The 1,184-nt window shown below is 31.2% G+C and carries 1 protein-coding gene; it reads right to left on the reverse strand.

Annotated elements, in window-relative coordinates; genetic code table 11:
• A partial coding sequence (locus DMP16_RS11115; RefSeq protein WP_185957865.1) for a hypothetical protein occupies positions 1-1,184 on the reverse strand: 1,184 nt, incomplete at both ends.

Raw genomic sequence — 1,184 nt, forward strand, 5'->3', positions numbered from 1 at the left:
ACAATGGTTGAAAACTTATTATGGTTGACGCATTTTCCCCAAGTGAGGTTAAATAATACGTGTGAGGATTTAATTGATTAGACACAACATATACGTTAGTGATTGGGTATAGATAGGAATTATATAGGACTAGCTCAAGTTGACCGTTTATAAACGTATATGAAACGTTCAAAGATTGGCTAACATTTATGATCAAACTCTTCATAAATTGGTAGTTATTAACATAATATGTTATATTAACAAGAGGATAAGGGTTACTTATCATAGTTGTAACTTTACCATTAGGCGGAATTTGATTAAATGTAATTCCATAAATTGTTAGATTATCTATTGGAACTTTAAGGTTATTTATTACAGTTAAATTGCCATGATAATAATACACTTGTATAGGATCAAGGTTTTTCACAGGAATTATAATTTTATCTAACTCAGTGATGTTTTCAGAGATGTTAGATACGAAGGCTTCAATCGAAATAGGATGTGATGAGTATACTAGTGTGTATAAATTAATCGTCTGATTAGGTTCCCATTGATTTAAGTACTCCACTAGTTTACTTGTATAAGTCCCGTTATTTATCATGAGTGTGACGTAACTTCTATAAAAGGTAACTCCGAACGTATTATTAAGAGATATCATAATTAAATTCTTACCTGGAATTAAATATGATGGATTAGGTGAGGACACAACGTCATAAGTAATGTTGTAGTTTCTAGTCTGATTTACAAAAAGGTAAATCGTTTTTGAGTAAACTATATTACCGTAAGGAGTTAAATAGTAGGCCTTTATTGTCAAAGGATAAAACGAAAGGTAGTAATAGGAGGATACAAACAAGCTTACGTTTGCTTCATTATTATTAACGGTCACCTTAGCTGAGTTAACCATCAAAGATAAATTATATATTGGTACTTGGCTTTTGTTAATTATTAACGTTACCGTATTTTCCCCTACTGACAAAGACCTCTGTAAGGGAGTTACAGAGAAGTCTAGTTGACCATAAAAGGGAAGAGTGAAATTTATTGGTGTGACGTAGTATTGCGTCATGTTATCAAGTACAACACTCCAGTTTATGAACCCTTGAAAATATAACTTACTAGATGATATATGATTACCTATCGTGATGTTAAAGTTAAAATGATTATTCCCTTGAGGAGAAGATGGTAAATATTCTTGAATTATTTCATTC

The sequence above is a fragment of the Sulfolobus sp. B1 genome (assembly GCF_007050195.1).
In the GTDB taxonomy this organism is placed as follows: Archaea; Thermoproteota; Thermoprotei_A; order Sulfolobales; family Sulfolobaceae; genus Saccharolobus.